Source organism: Neobacillus sp. B24 (genome assembly GCF_055381825.1).
Genome location: NZ_AP035777.1, coordinates 2,460,212 through 2,485,402 on the forward strand (window position 1 = coordinate 2,460,212; position 25,191 = coordinate 2,485,402).

Consider the following 25,191-nt stretch of genomic DNA (forward strand, 5'->3'; position numbering starts at 1 on the left):
CAGTCTTTTGATTTTTATGGGGTGAGTATTGGTACTTCGACGGAGAGGAAGGGAAGCGAAATGAAGAAGGCAATTTTTATAAGAAATGCGGCGCAGCTTGTCACTTTACAGGGAAGTTCCGAGGCACCATTGGTAAAAGGAGAAATGTCGGAGCTCGGTATTATCGAGAACGGCAGTGTCTGGATTGAAGAAGGTGTCATAGAAGCCGTTGGAACAGATGAAGAACTGGCGGTGAAATACCATGACAGACTTGCTGAGGCAGAGGTAGTGGATGCAAGCGGCAAGCTTGTTACCCCAGGACTCGTCGACCCACACACCCACCTGGTCCATGCCGGAAGCAGGGAAAATGAATTTAATATGCGTCTGCAGGGAAAAACGTACATGGAAATCATGAATGCCGGCGGCGGGATTCATGCAACAACCCGAGCAACAAAAGCCGCGTCCCATGAACAGCTTTTTCAAGAAAGCTATCAGCGCTTAAATCAATTCTTGCGCCATGGTGTTACAACGCTCGAGGCAAAAAGCGGTTATGGGATGGAATGGGAGACAGAGCTGAAACAGTTGGAAGTAGCAAAGCAGCTTCAGGAAAAACATGTTTGTGACGTTGTTTCCACCTTTATGGGGGCACATGCTATTCCGAAGGAGTACAAAGAAAATCCTGATGAGTTTGTTCGTGTACTGGTGGAAGAAATGATTCCGAAGGTGTCCGAGCTGGGGCTTGCACAATTTAATGACGTATTCTGCGAGCATGGCGTGTTTACGCCGGAACAGTCGCGGATAATTTTAGAAGCTGGGAAGCGCCATGGATTGATTCCGAAAATCCATGCGGATGAAATCGAGCCATATGAAGGGGCAGAATTAGCCGCGGAGGTTGGTGCAATATCGGCCGATCACCTTTTGAAAGCTTCGGAGAAGGGCATTTCAGCGATGGCGGAAAAGGGCGTAGTCGCAGTACTGCTGCCAGGAACGGCTTACTTTTTAATGGCTGAATCGGCAAATGGGCGAAAGATGATCGATCTTGGCGTGCCGGTCGCCTTATCAACGGACTGCAACCCGGGGTCATCGCCAACAGTTTCGCTGCCGTTTATTATGAGCCTAGGCTGCCTGAAAATGGGCATGACGCCAGCAGAGGTAATTACCGCCGCGACTATTAATGCAGCTCATGCGATTAACCGAGGTAAGGAAATTGGTTCGCTTGAAGTGGGCAAAAAGGGAGACGTCACTATATTCAGCGTAGGTAATTATATGAAACTTCAATACTCTTATGGAGTGAACCATACGGACACTGTGGTCAAGGGTGGCCGGGTGGTTGTCAGAGGGGGGCAATTGGTTGAAGAGCTTTCTTTATCCTAAACTGATTCCGCCTGGCTTTACTTGGGTACGGCCGGAAGATGGGGATTCGGCTGCAAAGGTTCACGAATGGATTAAGCCACTGTCTGCAGTTTCTGACCCGGAACAATCCAAGGAAGCAGACTTCGTCGTTGTTGGTGTGCCGCTGTCCCGTTCCTCCATCAGCGCATCGGGGGCATCGGAATTTCCCGATGCTTTCCGGCGCACTTGGAAAAGTTTCACCACCTATAACCTGGACGAGGATATTGATTTGGCTGAAAAAACGGCAATAGATGCGGGTGATGTGCCAATGCATGTGACAGATATCCGCTGTTGCCATGATAATATTATCGCTGCGTCGGATGCCCTTCATCGGCATTTTGTAGATTCGAAGATTTGTGCCATTGGCGGCGATCATTCCATCACAGCGATGATGGTGAAAGGTTTGCATCAGGCAAAACCGCATGAGCGGATTGGGATTATCCAGTTTGATACCCATTTTGATTTGCGGGACATGAGTGATAACGGGCCATCTAATGGAACACCGATGCGGAATCTGATTGAAAGCGGTGTGGTCAAGGGTGAGGATATGTACAACATCGGCCTTCATGGGTTTTTTAATACTAAGGACTTAAAGCAATATGCCGACGAACACGGTGTAAACTATATTACCTTGGGTAAGGCTCGAAAGATGGGAATCGAAGCAACAGTCCTGGCATGTTTGGAGGAACTGGCAGCGAAGGTAGACACTATTTACTTAACAGTGGACATGGACGTCTTGGATATCGCCTATGCCCCAGGGGTACCGGCCTCAACGCCGGGGGGCATGACAACCGCCGAACTGCTTCAAGGCGTACTGGCCGCGGGCCGGCACCCAAAAGTTAACGCCATGGACATCGTCTGCCTCGACCCGCTAAAAGACACCGCGGTCCAACCAACCGTCAAACTCGGCACCCACGTATTTCTCACATACTTAACAGGTGTAATGTTACGACAGGGATAAAGCGGCAAATGGTGTCAGGCACCACAGAAAGACATTTTTGGGCATTGTCCGCCCCAGGCGGACAAATGCCCGGAATATGTAAAGGAGAATATACGAACAAATCAAATAGGAATTATTTAAGGAGGATGGAGTATGGCAAATCATTCAGTGGAGACTGGAAAAGTGGTGCAAACAGGTGTACCGAATGGAAATATGTTGGATGTGATGAAGTTCTTTGTGTTTAGTGCAATAGGTATTTTTGTTTTCTTCGTACCTATTACCTTAAATGGAAAGTCGTCGATTATACTTGATCATTTTGTTTCGTTTATTCAGGCAGCGGTTCCTGGACTGCTGCCCTATTATGCACTGCTCGTCATTTTGCTTGGTGCAGTCTACCCTTTCTATAAGAAAACATGGAATAAGGATAGTGTTACCCTCATCTTTTCCATTCTGAAAGTATTGGGTCTTGTCGCTGGAGTGATGTTGGTATTTAATGTAGGTCCGAAATGGTTCTTTGACCCGGACATGGCACCATTTTTGTTTAATAAATTAGTGATCTCTGTAGGATTGTTGGTACCGATCGGTTCTGTGTTCCTTGCATTATTGGTAGGCTATGGTTTACTTGAATTTGTCGGAATTTTCATGCAACCAATCATGAGACCCGTCTGGAAAACCCCGGGAAGATCGGCAATCGATGCCGTTGCTTCGTTTGTTGGAAGTTATTCGATTGGACTACTCATTACAAACCGTGTATTTAAAGAAGGAAAATATTCCATTAAAGAAGCGGCAATAATTGCTTCCGGATTCTCTACAGTGTCAGCTACATTTATGATTGTTGTCGCGAAAACATTGAATTTAATGGATATGTGGAACGCTTATTTCTGGGTTACACTAGTCGTAACATTTATCGTAACCGCCATCACAGTCCGGATTTGGCCATTATCAAAAATGAGTAATTCCTACTATCAGGATATGGAAGGTGACCAAGAAGTCATTATTAAAAAGGACCGTGTGAAAACTGCTTGGAAGGAAGCAATGATCACCGCAAGCCAATCACCAAGCTTTGGAAAAAACATATGGGATAATCTAAAAGACGGCTTTGTGATGACAATGGGGATACTGCCTTCTATTATGTCAGTGGGTTTGCTGGGCCTAATTTTAGCTGAGTTTACGCCGGTGTTTGACTGGTTGGGATATATTTTCTATCCATTTACAGCCCTTGTCCAGCTGCCGGAGCCGATGTTAGCGGCAAAGGCCAGTGCTGTTGGAATTGCAGAAATGTTCCTTCCAGCACTTCTGGTAACGAAAGCCGCACTTGTAACAAAGTTTGTCATTGCCGTCGTTTCTGTTTCATCCATCATTTTCTTTTCCGCAGTGGTACCATGTGTCCTGTCAACAGAAATTCCGCTCACAGTTGGAAAGATGGTTGTTATTTGGTTCGAAAGGGTTGTATTCACTATTCTGCTAACAGCACCGATTGCCTTCTTAATTTTTTGACAAAAGTCTCTAGTCCGTTCCACATTAAAAAACCTTGATCAGTCAAGGTTTTTATTTTTTCAAAAAAGAAATTCATAGCAGTGGCAACAAGAATTTTCTATTTTCATAAAATAGTTCAAAGGATACATGATACAAGCCTTAACCATTTTGTCCTAACATGAATTAACTATAGAAGAGGATAGAACAGATTTTAAGAGTAAGAGTAATGGAGAACAGCCTTGAGCATGCACGAAGAAACGTTCTTCAATAACAAGGTCTATTTTCAAAAGAAATTCAAAGAAAGGAGGAACCAAATGGATATTAGGCATTTGGAATTTATGATTGGGGGAATAAAGGTCGAAAGAGTCCCCCACGATAACGTGAATGTGGTGAACTATTCACAGCTTTATATGCTTGGAAAAGGCCCACTTGGAGCCGTTTTTCACTATCAGGATGGAATCTGTGTAATGGTGTTTGGCAGCGAAGAGGATTGCACCCATGTCTTTCGGGCCCTTTCAAATGCACAGGATACCAATCTTGTACCAAAGGTTTATGCCAAAGGAAGGCATTATATCGCAATGGAACTGATGAAAGGGGTAGAGATGCAGGAATATCTGGGTTACACTCCGTTTTCTAACGTCTTATCGGGAAAATTAACCGGTATACTCGATAAGCTAGTAACGAGAATTACAGTTCAAAATCAGGTAAATGCAGATGTGGAAGTCGTAAATCATTCAGGACTAAGGATGATCGGAAAAGGGCGACAGGGTGCTGTTTTTTATTTTTCGGACGGAATTTGTGTAAAGGTTTTTGGCAATGTAGAGGACTGCGAGCGTGAGTATTATGCTCTATCTCTAGGTCAACATACAAATCTGTTTCCTAAGGTGTATGCCAAAGGGAATTTATATATTGCAATGGAAATCATTAAGGGAGTAGATCTTCGCGAATACCTGCAGTCACAACCGCTCTCTCGGGAACTTTCACGTAAATTAATCGAAATGCTGATTGTTTTTAAAGAAATCGGCTATGAACGAATTGACCATCATAAACGCCAGATTTATTTGCAGCCTGATGGGAGTTTAAAAGTCATTGACGTTGCCAGAACGGTTTGGCGTGACCGGGTCTATCCATATCCGCGTAAGCTGTTAACTTCACTTGGTGAAGAAAACAAGGCCATATTTCTATCACATGTAAAAGAAATGGCCCCGCAGGTTTATGAGGAATGGCTGCACTACATCCGCATGGAAGAGCTGTCACGACAAATTTATGGTGTGCTCATCCAAAACCCTGACAAATACAAAAAGTTGAAAACTAGTAAACTGCAAACCAGAGATGATGAACAAAACTATGTGACTCTGTTATCTGGTCTAATGCACAAGGTATTTAAAGAGGAATGGGTGAAAACGATGCTGGCCCTTGGGCACGACCCTGATGCCGTGATGGGGAAAATTGACGAATTCTTGGTAAAACGTGGACAAGGTGAAAAAATCAATCTCGATTTTGGAACATGGGACGAAGACGATCGCAAGCGGAATCGGGAAAAAGAGGAAAAGCGTGACAAAGAAAAGCATGGGAAAAAGAAGGAACGTTCCAAAAGCTATGAAGGCGATCGCGATCGCCGGCACAACGAAAAAAGAAAAGGGAAAGGTCATAATCGAAGCAGCGGACATCGAAAACATTAACTAAGATTGATGAGGAGGAGCCTCCAAAAAGAGAGGTGATCGAAAATATGAGGATACTTGTCATCTGGCGTTTACTCACGGTTGGCGGGGTAAATGCCGGCTGGCGCAACCGGTCCGTGTATTTTAAAAAACAGGGGATACAAACAGAATTTCTCTATACAACCGACCACGGCGGACTTCATATCATGCAGGATGTGGCAAAAGTCTATCTCACCAAGGATGAACAAGAGATAATAAAAATTATTAAGAAAAGTGCCTATGACGCCATTATTGTTTGTGATACAGGCGCTGCTTATAAGTGGATTCGCAAAGCCAAATATAAAGGCCCTGTATTAATAGAGGCCCGTACCCCTGAACTAATCAAGCTAATGCCCCATTTAAAATCATTTCGCGGGATTGATCCACAATTAATCGTGGTTCCATCAAATTACCAAAAGCGTCTCGTTTCAATTCTGACGGAAGAGATCCCCATTCATATCATTTACAATGGCGTCGATACTACCTTCTTCAAGGCATTGCCAGCGGGCGAAATCGATTTAAGCACCATACCAGAAATCCCAAAGGAAAAGAAAATCATCGGTTGGATTGGCCGTACCGATAAGCGGAAAAACTGGCCGATGCTAATTGAAGTAGCCAAAAAAATCAAGGCTGAGCGGAATGATGTTGAAATTTGGCTGATTGGCGGAGCACAGAGTGTTCAGCGTGAGGAATTTGCTGCGGCACGCGAGCAAGAGCTGCTTACCGATATCATTAAATGGTTCCCGGTTATACCTTATCAGCAAATGCCGCATGTCTATGCAAAAATACGTGAGTCAGGCGGCTGTACCCTCTCAACAACGAAGTCAGAGTCATTTGGTAACACCTTTATTGAATCAATGGTCTGCGGTGTGCCGGTCGTTGCATCCAATATTTTGCCAATCAACGAATTGGTTGTAAATGGTGAGACCGGGCTATTGTATCGTGGTCAGAATGTCGATGATGCTGTCGCTCAGATATATAAAATTATCGATAACCAGGAGCTGCACGGGCAAATGTCCCAGGCTGCTATCGAGCGAGTCGAGAAAAAATTTGCGATTGGTGTGGTGGCACAACAATATGTGGAGCTCATTAAAGGGATGATTGACGGCCATTCCGTATATAAGGGGGTGAATCCTCAATGATTTCACCCGTTACTTATCAGCGGAAATTGGATGGAAAATCAAATGCTCACCTCATCACGTTTAGTGATGGAAAAGACTACGCAGTCAAATTTTTCCAGCCAGGGTTTGAAAAATCTTTGCCAAACGAATGGGTAGGCTATTGTTTAGGAAGGTATCTTGGCCTGCCGATCCCTTTTGCAAGAATCGTGGAAATCCCTCGGGAATTCACGGAAGGGATTCCCGAATTAACGGAGATGAATGAATCGCAATACCAATTTGCCTCATTATATATTCCTGACTGTTTAAATGGCCATGAGATTTCGGTTTCTCAGATCGAGAATCAGGAGTCATTAGCAGGCATTATCGTTTTTGATTATTGGCTGCAAAACCGTGACCGAACCCGAAAAAATGTTCTTTTTCGAAAAGAGTCAGGAAATAGTTGGAAGCTTTGGGCCATTGACCAGGCTGAGATATTTGGCTCCTATAATTGGCTGCGGGCCGATATTGAAAAACTGCCTGCACGTCTAATCAAAAGTGCAACCCATCAAATGATGGCCGGCTTTATTGAGGATGAGACCCAATTTTATGAGGCACTGGAAATCATTCAAACGATGCCGATCCTGTTAATGGAGGAAATAGTTGAGTTAATTCCTGACGATTGGAAGGTGTCGAAGGAAGAAAAAAAGGCGATGGTAACAGCACTTGTAACCCGGCGTCATAAAATTCTTCCTAAATTGCTGGAAAAGTATCTTAACAGGAGATATCGTCCGCTGCATGCTAACAAGAATAACTCCCGCATCCAGTAGGGATGGGGGTTATTTTTCAAAACTGCCTGGGTTGATACCGTGGCGTAGATTGTCCAACTGCATATAAAAAAGTAATGATATTTGGAAAGGAGAAAGGTGGATGAAAATCCGAAAGGCCATTATTCCAGCCGCCGGTCTTGGTACCCGGTTTTTGCCAGCCACAAAGGCACAGCCGAAGGAAATGCTGCCAATTGTTGATAAACCAACGATCCAATATATTGTCGAAGAAGCAGTGGCATCCGGAATCGAAGAGATTATCATGATTTCCGGCAGGGGAAAAAGGTCAATTGAGGACCACTTTGATAAATCCTACGAGCTGGAAGAAACGCTATTAAAAAAGAATAAGTTAGTAGAATTGTCTGAGGTACAGAAAATATCCAATATGGTAACGCTGTATTATGTCCGGCAAAAGGAGCCATTGGGTCTCGGACATGCTATCCTCTGTGCAAAGAGTTTTATTGGAAACGATCCCTTCGCGGTTTTGCTAGGTGATGACATCGTTTTGTCTGAAACTCCGTGTTTGAAGCAGCTTATTGATGTATTTGAAAGGGAGAAAAGCTCTGTTATTGCCGTACAAAGTGTTCCTGAAGAGGATGTAAACAAATACGGAATAATTAAGCTGAAAGCTGAGAATTTGGTTGAGAACAATCTTTATTATGTAGAGTCGCTGGTTGAAAAACCGCGAGTTGAGGAAGCACCGTCGAACTTGGCAATCATGGGGCGTTATGTACTGCGGCCGGAAATCTTTGAAATACTGGAAAAGCTCCCACTCGGAAAAGGAAACGAACTGCAATTAACCGATGCCATCAACGAACTAAACAAAACTCAGGAAATAATCGCTTGTGACTTCAAAGGCACCCGCTACGATATTGGCGACAAAATTGGCTATATCAAAGCAACAATCGACATTGCCCTTGGGCGGGAGGACACCAAACAGGCGGTCATGGACTATTTAAACGGATTATTGCTCGGGAAAGCGCAGGAATAGACATTTCTCGTAGGTTTTGTCGGATGGCGGAAGGGCCGTCAGAGCTCTTAAGTAAACCATTATTTCCTCAATTTGATATAATATTAGAAAAATAGTATTTGGGGAGAAGTAATATGAGCAAACGCGTCATTGTTTATACAACTAACGACTGTATTGAATGCACGATGGTAAAGAAAGTTCTGACGGATGAAGGGATTGTCTTTGAAACGCGTAACCTTACTGAAAATCCTGGATATCAAAGCGAAGTAGAAAAGTATGGTTTTCTTGGAGTCCCAGTTACCGTTGTGGAAAATCGGGCGGTGAAGGGGTTTACTAATGAACTCAAAGAGTTAATGGAATTTGCGAAGGAGTAATTTATAAAGCAACTATTGAAAAAATGGCGTAAAACTATTTGGTTTTTACGCTATTTTTATTGAAATTAAAGGGATAAGTAAATCTTTTAAAGAATTAATACCTTATAAATTGGGAGTTGAGGTGCAACAAAAATGATGAAGCTTAGCAGTATGGAAAATGTTGTGAATACGGTGGATCAAGATTGGCGAAGTCTATTGGCGGAGACAATCCTGCCGCTTCAGGCAGTGGATATCCCGGAGTCCCCGGAGTATCCGAAATGGCTAAAGGACCTGAGACAGAAGTTGGGACTAAAACTGGCTGCTTACCGTTCAGGGTTTGATTTATATTAAATCTTCATATGGAGGTGTGTTCTATGAATCGAAAAGGAACTTTATCTAAATCCGGTATCTTTATTTATGACAGCTATAAGGATAATATTATCATCGACAAGTACAATCGTGTCTTCCGAAAAATGAGGGCATCCAAGCTTGAAGCTATTCGGAGCATAAACAGTGAGGATGCAATGACCTGGAACGCTTTTCGAACACTGCAAAAAATTGACCCAGAACTTTGGCTGCCGTTATTGTTTCAGCAAACATTCCAGGACCACCGTACCGATATCATTGAAAATATGAAAATATCATTATGGAAAAAGCTTAGTCCGCCGGTTGAATGGGGCCTTCGGGAGAGTGATTCCGAGATTGATGTCATGTTGGAGAATGACCATTTTGTTTGGTTTATTGAAGTGAAATATAAGAGCGATGTCAGTATGGGCACAACTCATGATAGTACAAGAAATCAAATCCTTCGTAATATTGACCTTGGCACAGAATATGCGGGAGGGAAGGATTTCTATTTTTCGCTGCTGATCCTTGATGAGAGGCATTCGCCTAAAGGTTTTGGGTTAATTGGGGAATATAGAAACGCTCCGGATTTGGCGGCGGTAAACCTGCCACATAGGGATGGAAAGTTGTTTAATTTAAAGGGGATTTCTTTGCTGAAATGGCAGGAGATAAGGAGTCTCTTTGGTTATTGTGAAGAGAATGCCCAATACGAAGACGAACAAGTGCTGGCCAGGCTGGCTAAAAATGATTTGGTTCGCAGGTTAACAGGGGATTAACGCTTTTATACAAATAGTTAAAGAAGTAGAAGTTTCCTGCTTATAATTAACCCCGTATATCATCCTTAATACAAGCATAAACATGGAAATGACTGGGATTAAAGGGGAGGAAAAATATGAGTGTAAAATTAATTCGTAATATTGTTATGTCAACTGCATTATTGGTTTCGGGAATTTTTTCAGTTTCTTCAGTTAAGGTAGAGGCCCAAAAAACGGTTGCGGGGACAGAGGCCTATCAGCATGTTTATTACTTAACCGAGAAAATAGGGCCTAGAGTTGCCGGCACTGAAAACGAAGCCAAGGCTGGCGATTATATTTTGAATGAATTGGAAAAACTAGGCTATCAACCTAGTAAACAGCCATTTTCCTATACAAGCAGAGGTGTGACAAAAAATTCTGCTAACATAATTGGCACAAAATACAGCCAGTCCAATAAATTCAAAAGCAATCCACAGGTGATTATCGGAGCCCACTATGATTCAGTCAGTGTAGGAAAGGGTGCGGATGACAATGCCTCCAGTGTTGGCGTTATCCTGGAGACCGCAAAGGCCATACAAAAAAGAAACCTTCATTACGATATCAAGATTGTATTCTTTGGTGCAGAGGAAGCGGGATTGAGGGGCTCCAATTATTACGTCTCCCAAATGTCCCAAGAGGAAAAGGATAGAACAATTGTTATGATCAATCTCGACAGCTTGCTTGCCGGTGACAAAATCTATGTATATGGCAGTCCGGGTGAAGATGGGTGGATTCGCGACCTTGCCTTAGATATTGCCAATAAGAAAAATATTCCGCTAGAAACAAATCCGGGGATTAACCCTGATTATCCAGAGGGCACCACCGGGGACTGGAGCGACCATGCCCCATTCCAGGATGCCGGAATTCCAATTGGCTATCTTGAAGCGACGAATTGGGAATTAGGTGATTTGGATGGCTATACCCAGACCGTTAAACACGGTGAGATCTGGCATACGAAAAATGACAATTTAGAATTTCTTGAGAGGGAGTTTCCAGGGAGAGTGCAAGAGCATCTTGAGCACTTCACGGAGATTTTAACACAATTATTAATTGATATTAAAAAGGAAAAATAAGGATTGTTATAGTAACTTTTCCCTATTTTGACGTTTATCTAGGGCAATTTTCTTTACATTTATAGATTAGTAGATTATTCTGAACTTAACTTCATACAAGTGTACTGCTAGGGGTGCCCTGATGCTGGGCTGAGAGAATACGGCGAACGTTTTTAACCCTTTGGACCTGATCTGGGTAATACCAGCGTAGGAAAGTAGAGCAACAACCATGACGGTTTCTCACTCTAATTATGCCAGGTCCAATTTTGGGACCTGGTTTTTTTATTTTTTTTAAAAGGAGAGAGCAATTTGGAAAAAACAAGAGTTTATGAGGTTTTACAAAAAGTTAGAGAGGTTAATCCGCTTGTCCACAACATCACCAATGTGGTTGTCACAAATTTCACAGCCAATGGGCTCTTGGCACTGGGCGCATCCCCGGTGATGGCCTATGCAGCAGAAGAAGTGGCGGAAATGGCACAGCTTGCCAATGCGCTAGTCCTGAATATAGGCACTTTGAATTCGCATACGGTAGAGGCGATGCTTCTCGCTGGAAAAGCGGCAAATGAAAAGAGTATTCCAGTTATCTTTGACCCAGTGGGTGCTGGAGCAACCAGGTTCCGAACGGAAAGTGCCAGAAAAATAATGAACGAGGTTAAGGTTTCGATTATCCGAGGCAACGCTGCTGAAATTGCCAATGTTGTTGGTGAAGAGTGGGACATTAAGGGTGTTGATGCTGGTGATGCGAAAGGGAATATTACAGAACTGGCAATTACAGCGGCAAAGAAACTGAACTGCATTGTGGCGATTACTGGAAAAGAGGATGTCATAACCGATGGCGATACAACATTTCATGTCGGCAACGGTCACCCGCTGTTAACAAAAGTAACAGGAGCCGGCTGTTTATTGACATCAGTTGTTGGAGCGTTTGCTGGGGTTGAACAGGATTTGCTGTTGGCCAGTGCCGCCGCATTAACCGTCTATGGGATTGCAGCGGAAAAGGCTGCGGAAATCACAGCTGGACGCGGCCCTGGCAGTTTTCAGATTGAATTTTTAAATCAACTGTCACTGGTTTCCTTAGAAGCTATTCATACAAAAGCAGTATATAAAAGGGAGTTGAGTTTGTTATGAAAAAAGCTTTAACGATTGCGGGTTCTGACAGCGGTGGTGGTGCAGGAATCCAAGCCGACCTAAAGACTTTTCAGGAGCTCGAGGTTTTCGGAATGTCGGCGCTAACGGCCATTACTGCACAAAACACATTGGGTGTTCACGGTGTATATCCGTTAACAGCAGAGGCGGTCGAACAGCAAATGAAGGCAATTGGTGAGGATATGGGGACTAATGCTGTAAAAACCGGTATGCTGTTTAATGCAGAAATTATTCAGGCGGTAGCGTGCGGCCTCAGGAAATTTGGATGGGAAAATGTTGTGGTGGACCCAGTGATGATTGCTAAAGGCGGCGCAGCCCTGCTCCAAGAAGCTGCCATTATTGCGTTGAAAATCGATCTCCTTCCCCTCGCTAGAGTTATTACACCTAATATTCCAGAGGCCGAGGTACTGACGGGAATGAAAATTGCAACCTCTGATGATAAACAAGAAGCAGCAAAACGTCTTTTTAATTTCGGTGTAAAAAATGTTGTGATTAAAGGCGGGCATGAGGAGTATCAATCAGAAGCCGTTGATTTATTGTTTGATGGGCGTGAGTTTTATAGCTTTCCCAACAGGCGGATACATACAAAAAATACCCACGGAACCGGCTGTACTTTTTCTGCAGCCATTACAGCAGAACTGGCGAAGGGTTCTTCAGTCTATGAAGCTATTAAAGTTGCCAAAGAGTTTATTCAAGCGGCAATTGAGGATGGGATTGAGATTGGGCATGGCCACGGGCCAACCAACCATTGGGCCTATCGAAAGAGAAAAATGGAGTTGGTGGAATCATGATAGAGTTGCGGGATGCGTTGAAAATTTATTTTATTATGGGAAGCAACAATTGTTTAAAGGACCCAAGTAAAGTGTTGGAGGAGGCCATTAAGGGCGGAATTACGCTTTTTCAATTTCGGGAAAAAGGGGAAAATGCCCTTCAGGGTGAAGAAAAATTTCGCTTGGCAAGGGAACTGCAAACCGTATGCAGGCGACATGGTGTCCCGTTTATTGTCAATGATGATATCGACCTCGCGCTAGCGCTCGATGCAGACGGTGTTCACATCGGTCAGGAAGATGATCCCGTTGAAAAAGTAAGGGAGCGAATTGGTGATAAAATTCTCGGAGTTTCCGTACATACAAAGGAAGAGGCGTCCACAGCAATTAAGGATGGAGCCGATTATTTTGGAATAGGTCCAGTATTCCAAACTAAAACCAAACTTGATGCAAAGGAAGTTCAAGGGACAAGGTTGATTCAGGAATTACGTGAAGAAGGATTTACGGTTCCAATTGTAGGGATTGGCGGAATTAACGCAGAAAATGCGGCCTCTGTTGTGGAAGCAGGCGCGGACGGGGTTTCTGTAATCACCGCTATCAGTCATGCCCAGTCGCATTTAGAGGCTGCGAAAGCGTTAGCCAGAAGTGTGAAGGGGGAACTGACCTGTGAATAAAACTCATAAATTGACGCTGACGGCGATGATGATTGCCATCGGTACATTATCCAGCAACCTTGTGGCTATTCCAATTGGATTTACTAAAGTTTTTCCGATGCAGCATTTTTTAAATGTGCTGTCTGCAGTCCTATTGGGACCTTATTACGCGGTAGCCCAAGCCTTTTGTGTTTCCCTGCTCCGGAACCTGATGGGAACCGGATCATTATTTGCTTTTCCGGGCAGTATGGTCGGGGCTTACTTGGCGGCACTGTTATTCTCAAAAACAAGAAAAATATATTTTGCTTTTTTCGGAGAGGTAGTAGGAACAGGTATTCTTGGGGCACTCCTTTCCTATCCAATTGCAGCGCTAATTCTTGGACAAAAAGCAACGCTGTTTGGATTTATTCCGTTGTTTATCTTTAGTTCTTTTGCCGGGGCATTGCTCGGGTTTGTCATCTTAACTGTATTTTTGCGAAAGAAGGTGGTTTCGCCTGATGCTAAGGTGAATATTTAAAATAGAAAGTCACACTGGGGGAAGCCATCTTGGCTTGAGATGAAGCGTATGCTTCGAACCCTTTGAACCTGATCTGGGTAAGGCCAGCGGAGGGAAGTGGAGGAGATTTGTTTACCTGCTCATTCCTTTTGTTATTGGTGAGCGGGTTTTTTATTTTTAAAAAGAGCTAATTAAACGAAGATTTCACAAAGCCTATATGTGGGGAGCTATTGGGAAATCAGCAGATTGCTAGCAGTAAACTATAAATGTTCTAGCAATTATCTATTTAATCAAGGAGGCGATTGGCCTGTCTGGTTCCACGATGTTATCTATAAAAGAATTAACTTTTTCATTTGACCCAGGCCTTGTGGCAATTTTTCAACAGCTTACCTTAAGTGTTAAGAAGGGAGAATTTGTTTCGGTTATCGGCCCAAGCGGTTCTGGTAAAAGTACGCTATTTAAATTGATTACTGGTTTAAAAGAGCCTTGTAAGGGAGAAATCACCATAGATGGCGTTGGATCTGGGAGCAGATTGGGAAAGGCTGGATATATGCCGCAAAATGACCTGCTTTTACCATGGAGTACAGTTTTTGATAATGTCATGCTGCCTGTCCGGATTTCGAAAAAAGATAAGCATGCTTCCGCCCTAGTCATTCGCGATTGGTTAACCCGCTTTGGGCTTTCACAATTTGAGCAGGCGTATCCTCATGAACTCTCTGGCGGAATGCGGCAGCGGGTTGCTTTTTTAAGAACCATCATGACCGGAAAGGAGCTATTGTTATTAGACGAACCGTTTGGCGCCCTTGACTCTTTGACGAAACGAAACATGCACGCCTGGCTATTGGGAATGTGGGAGGAATTGCAGAATACGGTGTTGTTCATTACGCATGACCTGGAGGAGGCAATCCTGTTAAGCGATCGGATTTACATCCTTAGGGACGGAAAATTACAGGAGTTTGCGGTAAACCTGCCAAGGCCAAGAAATACAGACTCTATTTACCAGGCAGAGTTTATGGAAATGAGAAAAGAACTTGAGAGGCTGCTTTATGATGAAGGTTAATTTGAAAAAATGGAGTGCAGAATACGGTTTATTTTTCCTAGCAGTTTTATTGATGACCTGTCTATGGCAGTGGATTGCGACAAAAGGAGTGGTTCCGGATTTTATTTTACCAGGCCCACTAGCAATTTGGACTTCATTGGTGGAAAACAGCAGGATCCTATTGCTGGAACATTTACCAGCGACCTTAAACGAGGTTTTGCTCGGGTTTGGTCTTTCACTTGGGGCTGGCCTTTTATTGGGAGTTGGAATGTACTTTTCCCGCTTTCTTGAGAAAGTTCTTTACCCGTTTCTAGTTATCTCGCAAACAGTGCCATTAATTGCGCTGTCACCTCTTTTTATCATGTGGTTTGGCTATAGTATTTGGAGTAAAGTGGGGGTGACGTTCCTGATTGCTTTTTTTCCAATAGTCGTAAATACATATGACGGGCTGAAGGCAGGAGGAACTGAATATCGAGAGTTGCTGATGACAATGGGTGCCGGCCGTTGGATGATTTTCAAAAAAGTACAGCTGCCTTTGGCATTGCCTTCGATACTATCAGGGTTAAAAATGTCTGTTGTCTACTGCGTTGTCGGGGCGACGATCGGCGAATGGCTTGGTGCCAGTGAAGGCTTGGGTTATTTTAGCAGAAGGATGTCGAGTAATTTGCAGGCAGATGCCGTATTCGCATCGATTTTCCTGCTTTCGTTAATGGGAATAGTATTGTTCTTGGTTGTTAGTTTGATAGAAAAACAGTTATTGAAACATTTTCGCTAGTTGATGAAAGGTCGTGCGTTGAAATGAAATGGAGATTAATAATAGTATTATGTCTACTAATTGTATTTACAAGCGGGTGTGGAAAAGGGGAGTTGCCTAAGTCTTCAGGGGAAGTGGATAAACCCCAAAAACTAAGTATCATGCTGGATTGGTATCCGAATGCTGTACACTCATTTCTTTATGCAGCCAAGGAGAAAGGGTATTTTAAAGAACAAGGACTGGATGTGGAGATTAGAATGCCAGCTGATACGAATGATCCTTTGAAATTGGTGGCAGCTGGCAAGGTGGATATGGCCATCAGCTATCAGCCTCAGGTAGTGGTTGCCCGTGTGGCGGGGATTCCTGTCAAGTCGTTCGCAGCTTTGGTACGTCACCCGTTGAATCAAGTTATGGTCCCGGGCGATAGCTCCATTCAGTCTCCTAAAGATTTAGCAGGGAAAACTGTAGGATATCCATCGATTCCATTAGATGAAGCGATTATTCAAACGATGGTGGAGACCGATGGCGGAGACGAGCAAAAGGTGAAAATGGTGGATGTTGGCTGGGACTTGATTCCGGCACTGGCAACCAAGAAAACGGATGCGTTAATTGGCGGCTTTATCAATCACGAGAAGCTGCTGTTGGAAAAAGAAGGTCACCCGGTGGTAACCATAAATCCGGCTGAATACGGGGTCCCAGATTATTATGAATTGGTGATGGTAGGGAATGATAAGAGTCTGGCGGCCAAGAAAGAGGTGTTTAAGAAGTTTATTACTGCAATCACCAAAGGGCAACAATATGTGGTGGAGCATCCTAATGAAGGCTTGGACATCCTTTTGCGGCAGGAAAACCAATCCTCTCCACTTGACAAAGAAATCGAAAGGAAAAGTTTAGAGATACTGCTGCCGCTCATGGACGCAGGCGAATATCCCTTCGGCCACCAAGACGCCGAAACATGGAAAACAGTAGCCCATTGGCTCAAACAAACCAAAATAATCAACAGAAATGTAGAGCCCGAGGAACTGTTTATCAACTTTTAATACATTGTTACCTTGTATAGGTCTGTATTGGTGTCAGGCACCACTCGAGGACATTTGTGCGCGAGGGGAGGACAGTGCGTCCCGTGATATTTCTATTGGTATATCGCAAATGGTGCCTGACACCGTTAAGCATTTTATCACCGCAGGAATGATAGATAATACGGTCTGGATATCATGGTCATAAGGTAGGCTGATATTTTCGGATTTTCTCTTCGTTTTTTGTTTAGGAAGTCGATGATGGTTTGGGCGCTTTGGATGCCGACACCGTGGCCGTAGTATTGGTCGCCGCCAAAGTAGATGACGTTTTCGGCACGCCAATGCGGTTCTTTCGGGCTGAAGTCCGGATTGTTGAAATGCAGGACATCACCAGGGAGAAAGTCGTCACGATAAAAGGTTAATACTGGCAGGTCCTCGTCGAATTGCCAATCCATTAAGTACAGGCGGTTGAATAGCAAATCAAATCTTCTGGTGCCGATAGTATACAGGGTTGCAATATAAAGGGAAATCGCAATCCCCGTAGAACACTCCGTAGCATAAAGGGTACCGTTTTTCAGAATATCGAGTATTCCGACAGAGGGACTGACATTCGGCTTTAATAGGAAACCACCGTTACTCAGACGGTCCCAATATTTTTTATTGCAAAAGGCGTATGAAAATGTGGTAAATTTAATCCCGCTCTTATTCAGTTCTCTTGCCGCGCGCAGCGTATTGGATCTAAATTCCAGTTCAAACTTTAATTGATCTAGTGTTAGGTATGAATAGACTTCCTTATAGGAATCCATTTGTTTAACGATATTTTTTTGTTCGGCATTCGTAATCTCCTTAATCAGTGTTCCGGGTTTGACGGTTTGGTTATTAATCCTAATCAAAAGAAATTCCCCCTCCAATCTCTTCCTCATTAAAAATATGAGCAATGATCCATAAATATAGATAAATGGAAAAAGAAAAAAACCAGGGGAAACCCTGGCAAATGTTTAAAAATATCAAGGCAATTGTCCACGTGGGGTGGACAAAAAGCTATATTTGTCCACGGCTGGTGCCTGACACCATGGAAGGATTGTTTCTTTTCATGAATTTCAGGTACATAAGCAAGAAAACGAATGCACTTAAGAGTCTCATGACGGTGCTGATGTTCAGAGCGGGGATCATTCCGGTTAGTTCAAGCAGCCAGATGCCGATTTGCGGAGCGACAAAGGCGACGAAGGACAGAAGCACGTTGTAGGTGGTAATACAATAGGTTCTTTTTTCCTTCGGTGATTGCTCCAGCAACAAATTGAATAACAGCAGCATGGTGCCGGATACAAAGAAGCCGGACGTCATGCTGACGAAGGTCAAATAATAAAGATTCGTAGACAAGGCGTTTAGAAATGGTGCTGTTGCCATTCCAAATGCGACCCATACGAGCATTAAAGTATTTGACTTTTGGTCGGCCCACTTTTTCCATAAGGGGTAAGAAAAAATCTGCACCAATTGGTTGGCCACGGAAAAGATGCTAATCCACAGAATCGTGGCATGGGCATATTTGACGTTGTAAATGTTAAATAGCCCCCACGCCATCTGCCAGGTAAAGTTAAAGGTTAATGCCGCAATGAGGAACCATTTATAACCATGATCTTTAAAAATGGACCAATCCATCGAGGCGTTCCGCTGCTCTTTATCAGCTTTCGGGACGACTATTTCTTTATGCTTCATCAAGAAATATACCTCGAGTAGTCCGAAAGCAAACGCTAAGCCGAACAATATTTGATAGGCTACGGAATGGTGTGACTCATTTTTCATGACAATACCGATAATGAGCATCGTAATCATTCCAACGATCGTTAACAGCCGGTTTCGGTCACTGAAAAAAGCGCCCCTCCGTTCATCGGCAATCATCCCGCTAATCAGCGTTTGCCAGCCGACATTTGAAATCGTGCCAGGGATGTTCATTAATGCGACGATGATTAAGAAAGTCCAAGCCTGAAATGACGATTGCAGGAAAACCACCCCGGCGAGGAGCAAAAACATAAGCCTTCCCCATAACACATTCATCGCTACCGTTTTCTTTTGCTGGTCCAGCCGGTTTAATATAATCGCCGCCGGAATGGTCATAATTAAAGCAATCAATGGCGGAAGGGAGCTAATCAAGCCAACCTGATAATTGGTTGCTCCAAGGATGGTTATGGCGAAAATTGGATAATAGTTACTTGTAAGATTCGCGGCAACGGTTGACACCATTCCATGATAGATACTGATTTTTTCATTGTAAGTACGCATGGGCCTCTCCATTTTCTTTTAATATACAAAGCTATTATACAGCCAAACTTATTCGGTGCACTAAATATTTTTTGTGAATTTTTATTAGTGACTTCTCTTCTAGGGTCTTTCTTTGAGACGTGCTATAATGAAACCACTAAGAAAGTGGAAGGACGTGAAGAAATGGCAGTCCAATACATACAGCCCAAAGGAGACTACGTAACCTTTCTGGATGACAACCATTTTAAAGAAAAATTAAAGGAATGGGGGCTCCCAATTGCCAAAAAGGAGTTCTGGTATAAGGATCGCAGCTTTCAGTCCCTTGTAACCATTAAAGGCTATGAAAGTTACGGAATAACCGGTGAATACAATACCTTGGTGATTGAATTTGAAGATGGCAAAGTTAGTTTAATCCACCCAGCCTATTTAAAGGAAATGCAATCAGCAAGCTTTGGCAAGGAAAGCTTGGTGCCGCTGGAGGAAAAAGGGGCAGATGAGGATTCTGACGTCAAGGAAGATAAAGGGGAAACAGCAGCTGTAGAACCGAAACCGTTAAAAACAGTTAAACCTGAACCAGCATCACCAAAGGTGACGAAACCTAAAGAAACGAAGCCGAAGAAAGAAAAAGCGCCTAAGCTGGTGCTGCCGGCAGATAAGGTTCATTTTACCGCCACAGTCAAGCAGTTTGCGCTAACGTACAACCCTTTTAATGAAGAAAATGATGAAGTCGTGGTTCTGGAGAATGTCCAAATTGTTCAGGAGCAGCCGCTCCAATTGGGTCTTGCCTGGTGCAGCCACAGCAAAACCTTGAAAAAGTTTGAACTTGCGCCGGGAGACGAAATGGAATTCGATGGAAAAGTCGCGGCGAAGAAACTGGGGAAGGGGAAGGATGCACCAGACGAATTCGTCATCGAGGAACCAGTATTATACAAAATCAATAATCCTTCAAAAATCGTTAAAAAGTAAATGGGGCTCGTAGGAGTCCCATTTTTTCATGCTTATGGAAAATAAATCTCCAACCGGTCTGAGCCCTTCCGGCATATATAATAATTAGGAAAATCAGTATTGAGTACAACACTCTCAAAATCTCCTAAATCTACAGACGTTATGTATCCGCCTTTCACTAATAAAACCAGCTTTCCTTCAGCAAATTGAACATATTCAAAGTGAAAGCCATCACGTTTCCACAGGAAATCTTCATCTCGGTAATAATTCAGGACGACTTGCCTGTGATGATATTCCGCAAAACATGATAAGTCTGATAATTGTTTTTCCATCTCCACATCCCCTTTATCATTATTATAAAAAAATGGTCAACAGTCTGGAGGTGATGGAAATCACTGTATTGTAAAGGATAATCAGCTCCTCTTTTCCTCTAGGTTCATGATATTGGGCAAATACCTATCCCGAATTGCCAATTAACACATACACTATTTTGTACTAAATTTGAGGAGGAGAAGAGATATGAACCAACAAGGGACATTTGGCATGGGCGGCGGTCCGATGATGGGAATGCCAACAGGGCTTCCAGGTATGGGGTCTCCAGCCATGGGCTACCCAGGCATGGGTGGTGGTCCGATGATGGGAATGCCAACAGGGCTTCCAGGTATGGGGTCACCAACGATGGGCTACCCAGGTATGGGTGGCATGGGTTTACCGAGTATGGGCAACCCAGGAATGGGCTTGGGCGACGGCCATTATCCAGGATATGATTATCACCACGGCCATGGCGGCCATAATCCTGGTCACGATTATCATCATGGGCATGGCGGCCAATATCCGGGACATGGTTACCACCACGGTCACGGCAGCTATTATCCGGGGCACGGCTATCACCACGGCCACGGCGGCTACTATCCGGGACATGGCTATCACCATGGACATGGAACGTTCACACCGAGACCAGGTTGAGGATCTTAATAAAATGAACAGGTCTGTTCATAAAGAAAAGCGGGAGTTGATCCTGCTTTTTTTATTTGTTGCACCAAAAAGAGGTGGTTTAAGATATAATATTGATTTGGAGTTGTTAAATTTTAGAGGAGCATGCAATTATGAATCAAACTTTTACCCTAAAGGAAAAAACAAAGCAAATCTTAGTTTTGTTGATTCCCATCCTTATTACACAGCTTGGCATGTTTTCAATGGTATTTTTCAACACGATTATGTCAGGGAAATTTAATTCCTCTGCTCTGGCCGGGGTTGCAATTGGCTCCTCGATTTGGAGTCCGATTTTTATAGGCTTTGGAGGAATACTACTGGCTGTGTCACCGATTTGTGCCCAATACTTCGGGGAAAAGAAAAGTGATGAAGTGTCCTCGATTGTTAAGCATGGGGTATTTCTCTCAGTCATTATAACAGTGCTCATCATCATTTCTGGATTCTTTTTATTGGAACCGATACTGGATAAAATGAACCTGCCTGCAAAAGTTCAAGAGACCGCTTTTGGCTATCTCACTGGCCTTAGCTTTGGAATTTTGCCGTTGTTTTTATTTAATGTATTGCGTTCATTTATTTACGCACTCGGGCGGACCCGTGTGGTTATGGTAATCATGATTTCGTCACTTCCGGTGAATTTCCTGTTAAACTATGTGTTTATCTTTGGAAAGTGGGGGGTGCCGGAGCTTGGCGGTGCTGGTGCGGGATACGCAACCTCCATCACTTATTGGGTCATTTTAACCATGACCATTTTTATTGTTAAAACACAGGCACCATTCTCGGCTTTTCCGGTATTTGCCAATCCCACGAAAATATCTTGGCAAAAATGCAAGGAGATCCTTAAAATTGGTGTGCCGATGGGGTTGTCTTCTTTCTTTGAAACGAGTATGTTTGCCTGCGTGACCATCCTGATCAGCAAATTTAACGTAACAACAGTCGCTGCTTATCAATCGGCGTTAAATATCGTCTCGTTTTTATACATGATTCCAATCAGTATATCAATGGCCCAGACGGTATTGGTTGGCTATGAGGTTGGAGCCCGCCGTTATAAAGATGCGCGCGCCTATAGCTGGCTTGGCATCGCTCTTGCTGTAATAAGTGCAATTGTGACTGGACTATTGGTGGTCTTTTTCCGCTATGAGGTTGCCGGATTTTATTCCAATGAAGATGCTGTCATTAGTCTGACGGCAAACTTCTTAATCTTTGCGCTATTTTTCCAAATCTCAGACGCCATACAGGCAACCGCCCAGTCGGCTCTGAGGGGCTACAAAGACGTTAACCTTGCCTTTATCATGACCTTGGTCGCCTACTGGCTCATCTGCCTGCCAGCTGGATACTTACTGGCCCACTTCACAGAACTAGGCGCAAGAGGCTACTGGATCGGCCTTACCATCGGCCTGCTCGCAGCAGGCATCGCCCTAACCCTAAGACTCATCTACATCCAACAGAAAAAATTCGTCACTGTGGAGATGAAAGAAGTAGGGTAGGGGGGTAAGGGAGGTGTCAGTCACCATCCGTGGACAAAACACCGATTTTGTCCGTCTCAGGTGGACACTGGACAAGAGGACGCTATTCGCGCGAATGGCGTCTTCTTTTTTGGAGCCCGCATTTTTAATACATGTTCCAATTTTCGCTGGATTTCATATGTATGTAAGATGAGGATATGGTGGAGGAAAGGGCTAAGAATATGAAAAAGGATTTATTGGTGTACGATGTGGACTGGTGGGTCTTGGGGAAACATGCCCGAATAATTAAGCAGCATTACCCCGAATTGGAGATTATGTCGCAGGAAGAATTTTTTCAGCAGCTACAACAATACGGCGCTGATTACTTTAATGAGAACTATGATGTAATATCAACACTATGCTTAGGGATTGCCCGAATTTTGATGTCTAACGGGGTGAGAGTGGATAGTTCGGCAGCGGTTTCCTATTATTATTTTATGAAAAATCAACAATCGTACCGTGAGTGGATGGATGATCCGATTTATGATTATGATTTTATAAAAGACTATGTCAGCAAAATAAAATCGATTGGAGCCATTAATCCTAACCTTGCCCAATTAATTAAAAACATTTCGCCAAGCACGAACGTAAAATATATAAAGCAATTCGTGGATAGTGATCAATTCAAACCGATGGACGTTGAAAACAATCCCGATGACTTTGTCATTGGCTGGGTCGGAGACACCGAAAAAATGTGCAAAAATTATTATACGGCGTATTTGCCGATTGTCGAAATTTGCAAACATCACATGCCAAATATTGCTTTTAAAGAGGCAACCATGAAATCGTACGTTTCCCCGGAGAAGATGCCAGATTTTTATAACTCCCTTGATTTGCTTCTTATCACTGGCAATAATGAAGGCGGACCTGCCACCGCGCTTGAAGCGTATGCTTGTGGGGTTCCCGTTCTCTCAAGCAACATAGGATACGTTAAAGCTGTGACGCATCCGTCCGCACACGAGTTTATTATGGAAAGCAATCATCCAATTGAATATATTACAAAAATAAATGAAATCACTCAAAATCGAAAACAATTGAAAGAAATCGCGAAATCCTGCCATGAGTACGTGAACGAAAACTTTACGATAAAAAATACCATTCCAGATTGGATCAACCAATTATTTTATTTAGAATAACAACCTATGAAACTAAGAAAGACGCCATTCTATTAATCTGGCGTCTTCATTTTCAATTAAAAAAGCTTTTTCAAACCTAGCAATTTTAATAATGGATTTTGATTTTTATCAGTAATGATCAATTCATTCATAATAAGCTTTTCTTGGTTATCGCTGATCCATTTTCGTAATTCATGTTTGTCTTTGCATTGTGTATAATATGTTTCCCCACCCTTACCAAGAGCATTGACAACATACCTACAAGTGTTCCCCATAGTGCCCACCTTTATAATGTGTGATGTAATTCTATATTGCATTATAACAGGCTTTTAAAAATAGTCCATCGTTATTTTCTATCAAAATTAGACATTATTTTCATGAAACCATTTCCTGCCTTCATCATACTGATAAAAAGCAAAATAGTTATTTAAGCACTCATAAAATACCAACTATTGTCACTTATAGGGTCAAATTGTGGTTGGGTAAAATAAACAGTGAAATACTGTTTTTAGTGGAAGCAACCTTAAATTATTTTTTCAAAATATATGAAAGGTTGTGGATGGACTATGGGAAAATGCAATGTTTACGTAAATGAACATCAGGTACAGAGTTTGAAGGAAGTTAATGATGGCTTGCATGTGGTATGCGGCTGGATTGTACCACACTCGTTGACTGGCATCCTTCGAAACTCACTTGGTAATTCAGTTCAGGAGCTTAATGAAGATAATCTACTGCAAAATCGAAAAGGAAGAAAGCTGCTCAAGCAATTCATTATTCAAATGCTCGAGATGGGTTGTATTCCAATTACCTCCATCAATGATCAACAATTTGTTGCTTCCGCCAAATTGGGCTCAATGCTGAATGACTGTATTAAAACACCAGTGCTACATAAACTGAACCTGGCCATTAATGAAAAAAACATTATCCATTTTGCTGACATGCTGGTGAAAAAATGCCCAGAAGAGATAGACGAGTTTCTTCGACTTATGAAGAGTCCTGACAAGCAAAAATTAAAGGTGTTGTTTAGGTCTTTCCGGCAAAAACTGTTAAATGAGAAGTCCATGTTTGCTCACCTTTTTTCAGAACGAGTGATTAATTTCGATGAATTGGTAAGTACATTAGTACTTAATAATAACCTGCCATCCAAAAAAGCTGCCTCCCTGGCGAAAACACCGGTATTTGCTCCGCTAATTTCCTCTCTCGAAACTTTTGGTAAAAAAAATGAGGTTAAACTAAATGTTTACGGAAATGAGTCCACACGCTTAAATGATCATTTCCAAACCTTTGCCGCGGGCAGTTTCACACAGGTGAGATACAGGGGAATCGCCAAATCAGACAAGGAACCGCTGATGAAAATGTCTGAATGGTTATCGGCGCTTATGAACTTTTTATTTGCGATCGATTTGGCAGGAGGAGAGGACCAGGATTTCTCGTTAATCGGCTACTTGGTCATGAAATATTCGATGAAATACCAAATGCTGATTAATCTGATGGATATGAGCAAATTCTCCCTTTTTGTAAGAGAATGGCGCCAGACCAATGAAACGCCGATGGTGAATTAACTTTAAAAAAAGCGTAAAA

Annotated in this window: 27 protein-coding genes and 2 riboswitches; of the genes, 23 read left to right on the forward strand and 4 right to left on the reverse strand. The window is 43.1% G+C overall.

Annotation, left to right across the window (positions count from 1 at the left end; translation table 11 throughout):
- Nucleotides 1–60 precede the first annotated feature (60 nt).
- The 18 genes from hutI to ACZ43M_RS12280 all read left to right on the forward strand — a co-directional run bounded on the left by hutI (nt 61) and on the right by ACZ43M_RS12280 (nt 16,820).
- On the forward strand, nt 61–1,353 hold the full coding sequence (gene hutI / locus ACZ43M_RS12195) for an imidazolonepropionase (protein WP_464508011.1): 1,293 nt from the start codon (nt 61–63) through the stop codon (nt 1,351–1,353).
- Complete coding sequence (locus tag ACZ43M_RS12200; RefSeq protein ID WP_464507675.1) at nt 1,331–2,332, forward strand: agmatinase family protein; 1,002 nt, start codon at nt 1,331–1,333, stop codon at nt 2,330–2,332. Before hutI ends, ACZ43M_RS12200 begins: the two co-directional genes overlap by 23 nt.
- A gap of 192 nt (nt 2,333–2,524) precedes the next feature.
- Complete coding sequence (locus ACZ43M_RS12205) at nt 2,525–3,808, forward strand: YjiH family protein (RefSeq protein WP_464508012.1); 1,284 nt, start codon at nt 2,525–2,527, stop codon at nt 3,806–3,808.
- 293 nt (nt 3,809–4,101) lie between these two features.
- Entirely contained in the window at nt 4,102–5,469 is a 1,368-nt protein-coding gene (locus ACZ43M_RS12210) for a hypothetical protein (protein WP_464507676.1), read from the forward strand.
- A gap of 47 nt (nt 5,470–5,516) precedes the next feature.
- Nucleotides 5,517–6,629, forward strand: a complete 1,113-nt coding sequence (locus ACZ43M_RS12215; protein WP_464507678.1) for a glycosyltransferase family 4 protein — start codon at nt 5,517–5,519, stop codon at nt 6,627–6,629.
- The gene (locus ACZ43M_RS12220) at nt 6,626–7,414 is read left to right on the forward strand and encodes a HipA family kinase (protein ID WP_464507679.1); all 789 of its coding nucleotides are present in this window, start codon (nt 6,626–6,628) and stop codon (nt 7,412–7,414) included. The genes ACZ43M_RS12215 and ACZ43M_RS12220 overlap by 4 nt, the downstream gene beginning before the upstream one ends.
- A 100-nt stretch (nt 7,415–7,514) precedes the next feature.
- The gene (gene galU, locus ACZ43M_RS12225) at nt 7,515–8,402 is read left to right on the forward strand and encodes a UTP--glucose-1-phosphate uridylyltransferase GalU (protein ID WP_464507680.1); all 888 of its coding nucleotides are present in this window, start codon (nt 7,515–7,517) and stop codon (nt 8,400–8,402) included.
- A 113-nt stretch (nt 8,403–8,515) separates the two neighbouring features.
- Nucleotides 8,516–8,755, forward strand: coding sequence for a glutaredoxin family protein (locus ACZ43M_RS12230; protein ID WP_464507681.1), 240 nt, complete (start codon nt 8,516–8,518; stop codon nt 8,753–8,755).
- 132 nt (nt 8,756–8,887) lie between these two features.
- The gene (locus tag ACZ43M_RS12235) at nt 8,888–9,085 is read left to right on the forward strand and encodes a hypothetical protein (RefSeq protein ID WP_464507682.1); all 198 of its coding nucleotides are present in this window, start codon (nt 8,888–8,890) and stop codon (nt 9,083–9,085) included.
- A gap of 23 nt (nt 9,086–9,108) precedes the next feature.
- Nucleotides 9,109–9,855, forward strand: a complete 747-nt coding sequence (locus ACZ43M_RS12240; RefSeq protein WP_464507683.1) for a hypothetical protein — start codon at nt 9,109–9,111, stop codon at nt 9,853–9,855.
- Nucleotides 9,856–9,971: 116 nt separating this feature from the next.
- Nucleotides 9,972–10,946, forward strand: a complete 975-nt coding sequence (locus ACZ43M_RS12245; protein WP_464507684.1) for a M20/M25/M40 family metallo-hydrolase — start codon at nt 9,972–9,974, stop codon at nt 10,944–10,946.
- A gap of 99 nt (nt 10,947–11,045) precedes the next feature.
- Nucleotides 11,046–11,156, forward strand: a riboswitch (TPP riboswitch).
- Nucleotides 11,157–11,234: 78 nt separating this feature from the next.
- Nucleotides 11,235–12,053: a hydroxyethylthiazole kinase gene (thiM, locus tag ACZ43M_RS12250; protein WP_464507685.1), complete on the forward strand. Its 819-nt coding sequence runs from the start codon at nt 11,235–11,237 to the stop codon at nt 12,051–12,053.
- Nucleotides 12,050–12,862, forward strand: coding sequence for a bifunctional hydroxymethylpyrimidine kinase/phosphomethylpyrimidine kinase (gene thiD, locus ACZ43M_RS12255; RefSeq protein ID WP_464507686.1), 813 nt, complete (start codon nt 12,050–12,052; stop codon nt 12,860–12,862). Before thiM ends, thiD begins: the two co-directional genes overlap by 4 nt.
- On the forward strand, nt 12,859–13,512 hold the full coding sequence (gene thiE, locus ACZ43M_RS12260) for a thiamine phosphate synthase (protein ID WP_464507687.1): 654 nt from the start codon (nt 12,859–12,861) through the stop codon (nt 13,510–13,512). Before thiD ends, thiE begins: the two co-directional genes overlap by 4 nt.
- Nucleotides 13,505–14,008, forward strand: coding sequence for an energy coupling factor transporter S component ThiW (thiW, locus tag ACZ43M_RS12265; RefSeq protein ID WP_464507688.1), 504 nt, complete (start codon nt 13,505–13,507; stop codon nt 14,006–14,008). The genes thiE and thiW overlap by 8 nt, the downstream gene beginning before the upstream one ends.
- A gap of 6 nt (nt 14,009–14,014) precedes the next feature.
- A riboswitch (TPP riboswitch) is annotated at nt 14,015–14,120 on the forward strand.
- A 189-nt stretch (nt 14,121–14,309) separates the two neighbouring features.
- Complete coding sequence (locus ACZ43M_RS12270) at nt 14,310–15,047, forward strand: ABC transporter ATP-binding protein (RefSeq protein ID WP_464507689.1); 738 nt, start codon at nt 14,310–14,312, stop codon at nt 15,045–15,047.
- Nucleotides 15,037–15,801, forward strand: a complete 765-nt coding sequence (locus ACZ43M_RS12275; RefSeq protein ID WP_464508013.1) for an ABC transporter permease — start codon at nt 15,037–15,039, stop codon at nt 15,799–15,801. The genes ACZ43M_RS12270 and ACZ43M_RS12275 overlap by 11 nt, the downstream gene beginning before the upstream one ends.
- A 23-nt stretch (nt 15,802–15,824) precedes the next feature.
- Nucleotides 15,825–16,820, forward strand: a complete 996-nt coding sequence (locus ACZ43M_RS12280; RefSeq protein WP_464507690.1) for an ABC transporter substrate-binding protein — start codon at nt 15,825–15,827, stop codon at nt 16,818–16,820.
- 137 nt (nt 16,821–16,957) lie between these two features.
- Here ACZ43M_RS12280 and ACZ43M_RS12285 read toward each other — a convergent pair whose 3' ends face one another.
- Nucleotides 16,958–17,689 carry a protein-glutamine gamma-glutamyltransferase gene (locus ACZ43M_RS12285; RefSeq protein WP_464507691.1) on the reverse strand — a complete coding sequence of 244 codons (732 nt, stop codon included), beginning with the start codon at nt 17,687–17,689 and terminating at the stop codon, nt 16,958–16,960.
- A gap of 148 nt (nt 17,690–17,837) precedes the next feature.
- Nucleotides 17,838–19,076, reverse strand: coding sequence for an MFS transporter (locus tag ACZ43M_RS12290; RefSeq protein ID WP_464507692.1), 1,239 nt, complete (start codon nt 19,074–19,076; stop codon nt 17,838–17,840).
- Nucleotides 19,077–19,238: 162 nt separating this feature from the next.
- On the opposite strand from ACZ43M_RS12290, the gene ACZ43M_RS12295 reads away from it, so the two are divergent.
- Complete coding sequence (locus ACZ43M_RS12295) at nt 19,239–20,021, forward strand: hypothetical protein (protein WP_464507693.1); 783 nt, start codon at nt 19,239–19,241, stop codon at nt 20,019–20,021.
- A 32-nt stretch (nt 20,022–20,053) separates the two neighbouring features.
- On the opposite strand, the gene ACZ43M_RS12300 is transcribed toward ACZ43M_RS12295, so the two are convergent.
- Nucleotides 20,054–20,332 (reverse strand): hypothetical protein, encoded by a 279-nt coding sequence (locus tag ACZ43M_RS12300; protein WP_464507694.1) that lies wholly within the window; start codon nt 20,330–20,332, stop codon nt 20,054–20,056.
- A 187-nt stretch (nt 20,333–20,519) separates the two neighbouring features.
- Between ACZ43M_RS12300 and ACZ43M_RS12305 the strand changes: the two genes are divergently transcribed.
- The 3 genes from ACZ43M_RS12305 (at nt 20,520) to ACZ43M_RS12315 (ending at nt 23,631) form a co-directional block, all read left to right on the forward strand.
- Entirely contained in the window at nt 20,520–20,966 is a 447-nt protein-coding gene (locus ACZ43M_RS12305) for a hypothetical protein (protein WP_464507695.1), read from the forward strand.
- A gap of 140 nt (nt 20,967–21,106) precedes the next feature.
- Nucleotides 21,107–22,477, forward strand: coding sequence for an MATE family efflux transporter (locus tag ACZ43M_RS12310; protein ID WP_464507696.1), 1,371 nt, complete (start codon nt 21,107–21,109; stop codon nt 22,475–22,477).
- A gap of 200 nt (nt 22,478–22,677) precedes the next feature.
- Nucleotides 22,678–23,631: a glycosyltransferase gene (locus ACZ43M_RS12315; protein ID WP_464507697.1), complete on the forward strand. Its 954-nt coding sequence runs from the start codon at nt 22,678–22,680 to the stop codon at nt 23,629–23,631.
- A gap of 56 nt (nt 23,632–23,687) precedes the next feature.
- On the opposite strand, the gene ACZ43M_RS12320 is transcribed toward ACZ43M_RS12315, so the two are convergent.
- Complete coding sequence (locus tag ACZ43M_RS12320; protein WP_464507698.1) at nt 23,688–23,885, reverse strand: hypothetical protein; 198 nt, start codon at nt 23,883–23,885, stop codon at nt 23,688–23,690.
- Nucleotides 23,886–24,176: 291 nt separating this feature from the next.
- Here ACZ43M_RS12320 and ACZ43M_RS12325 point away from each other — a divergent pair, with 291 nt between their 5' ends.
- The gene (locus tag ACZ43M_RS12325) at nt 24,177–25,172 is read left to right on the forward strand and encodes a hypothetical protein (protein ID WP_464507699.1); all 996 of its coding nucleotides are present in this window, start codon (nt 24,177–24,179) and stop codon (nt 25,170–25,172) included.
- Nucleotides 25,173–25,191: the final 19 nt, after the last annotated feature.

Bases quoted from the DNA above. Each gene is read 5' to 3' on its own strand.
- ACZ43M_RS12280 (WP_464507690.1), top strand. From the start codon at position 15,825: ATGAAATGGAGATTAATAATAGTATTATGTCTACTAATTGTATTTACA.
- ACZ43M_RS12310 (WP_464507696.1), top strand. From the start codon at position 21,107: ATGAATCAAACTTTTACCCTAAAGGAAAAAACAAAGCAAATCTTAGTT.
- ACZ43M_RS12220 (WP_464507679.1), top strand. From the start codon at position 6,626: ATGATTTCACCCGTTACTTATCAGCGGAAATTGGATGGAAAATCAAAT.
- ACZ43M_RS12230 (WP_464507681.1), top strand. From the start codon at position 8,516: ATGAGCAAACGCGTCATTGTTTATACAACTAACGACTGTATTGAATGC.
- ACZ43M_RS12235 (WP_464507682.1), top strand. From the start codon at position 8,888: ATGATGAAGCTTAGCAGTATGGAAAATGTTGTGAATACGGTGGATCAA.
- ACZ43M_RS12210 (WP_464507676.1), top strand. From the start codon at position 4,102: ATGGATATTAGGCATTTGGAATTTATGATTGGGGGAATAAAGGTCGAA.
- ACZ43M_RS12325 (WP_464507699.1), top strand. From the start codon at position 24,177: ATGGGAAAATGCAATGTTTACGTAAATGAACATCAGGTACAGAGTTTG.
- ACZ43M_RS12300 (WP_464507694.1), bottom strand. From the start codon at position 20,332: ATGGAAAAACAATTATCAGACTTATCATGTTTTGCGGAATATCATCAC.
- ACZ43M_RS12205 (WP_464508012.1), top strand. From the start codon at position 2,525: ATGTTGGATGTGATGAAGTTCTTTGTGTTTAGTGCAATAGGTATTTTT.
- ACZ43M_RS12320 (WP_464507698.1), bottom strand. From the start codon at position 23,885: ATGGGGAACACTTGTAGGTATGTTGTCAATGCTCTTGGTAAGGGTGGG.
- ACZ43M_RS12305 (WP_464507695.1), top strand. From the start codon at position 20,520: ATGAACCAACAAGGGACATTTGGCATGGGCGGCGGTCCGATGATGGGA.
- galU (WP_464507680.1), top strand. From the start codon at position 7,515: ATGAAAATCCGAAAGGCCATTATTCCAGCCGCCGGTCTTGGTACCCGG.
- thiE (WP_464507687.1), top strand. From the start codon at position 12,859: ATGATAGAGTTGCGGGATGCGTTGAAAATTTATTTTATTATGGGAAGC.
- ACZ43M_RS12215 (WP_464507678.1), top strand. From the start codon at position 5,517: ATGAGGATACTTGTCATCTGGCGTTTACTCACGGTTGGCGGGGTAAAT.
- ACZ43M_RS12270 (WP_464507689.1), top strand. From the start codon at position 14,310: ATGTTATCTATAAAAGAATTAACTTTTTCATTTGACCCAGGCCTTGTG.
- ACZ43M_RS12275 (WP_464508013.1), top strand. From the start codon at position 15,037: ATGAAGGTTAATTTGAAAAAATGGAGTGCAGAATACGGTTTATTTTTC.
- ACZ43M_RS12295 (WP_464507693.1), top strand. From the start codon at position 19,239: ATGGCAGTCCAATACATACAGCCCAAAGGAGACTACGTAACCTTTCTG.
- ACZ43M_RS12240 (WP_464507683.1), top strand. From the start codon at position 9,109: ATGAATCGAAAAGGAACTTTATCTAAATCCGGTATCTTTATTTATGAC.
- thiD (WP_464507686.1), top strand. From the start codon at position 12,050: ATGAAAAAAGCTTTAACGATTGCGGGTTCTGACAGCGGTGGTGGTGCA.
- ACZ43M_RS12315 (WP_464507697.1), top strand. From the start codon at position 22,678: ATGAAAAAGGATTTATTGGTGTACGATGTGGACTGGTGGGTCTTGGGG.
- hutI (WP_464508011.1), top strand. From the start codon at position 61: ATGAAGAAGGCAATTTTTATAAGAAATGCGGCGCAGCTTGTCACTTTA.
- ACZ43M_RS12245 (WP_464507684.1), top strand. From the start codon at position 9,972: ATGAGTGTAAAATTAATTCGTAATATTGTTATGTCAACTGCATTATTG.
- ACZ43M_RS12290 (WP_464507692.1), bottom strand. From the start codon at position 19,076: ATGCGTACTTACAATGAAAAAATCAGTATCTATCATGGAATGGTGTCA.